Origin of the sequence: Ciceribacter ferrooxidans, assembly GCF_004137355.1 — a bacterium.
Classification (GTDB): domain Bacteria; phylum Pseudomonadota; class Alphaproteobacteria; order Rhizobiales; family Rhizobiaceae; genus Allorhizobium; species Allorhizobium ferrooxidans.
Genome location: NZ_SDVB01000096.1, coordinates 1 through 252, shown reverse-complemented (window position 1 = coordinate 252; position 252 = coordinate 1). Strand labels below are relative to the sequence as shown.

The following is a 252-nucleotide window of genomic DNA, read 5'->3' as shown; positions in this document are numbered from 1 at the left end:
AAGATACTGATGTTAACCCATGCGCCAAGCCAACACCGCAACCGCAATGCAAAGATGTACCCGACCCTTGCGTACAGGTTCAGGGAGGCGGTGGTGGAGACAGTGGAGGGTATGGAGGTCACGGAGGTCATGGACAATGTCAAGGTGGCGGAGGAGCCAAGAAGTGAAGAGCAAATATGAGAGAGGAACTATCCATAAGTTCATTAGTCGTAAAATGATGTGAACTTGAATAACCTTTACAAATTGTTCTAA

Annotated in this window: 1 protein-coding gene; it reads left to right on the top strand. The window is 47.2% G+C overall.

Features of this window, described 5'->3' with window-relative positions; all coding sequences use genetic code 11:
• Positions 1-180: hypothetical protein (locus EUU22_RS25485; RefSeq protein ID WP_205687825.1), on the top strand; the 180-nt coding region annotated here is incomplete at its 5' end.
• Positions 181-252 lie beyond the last annotated feature (72 nt).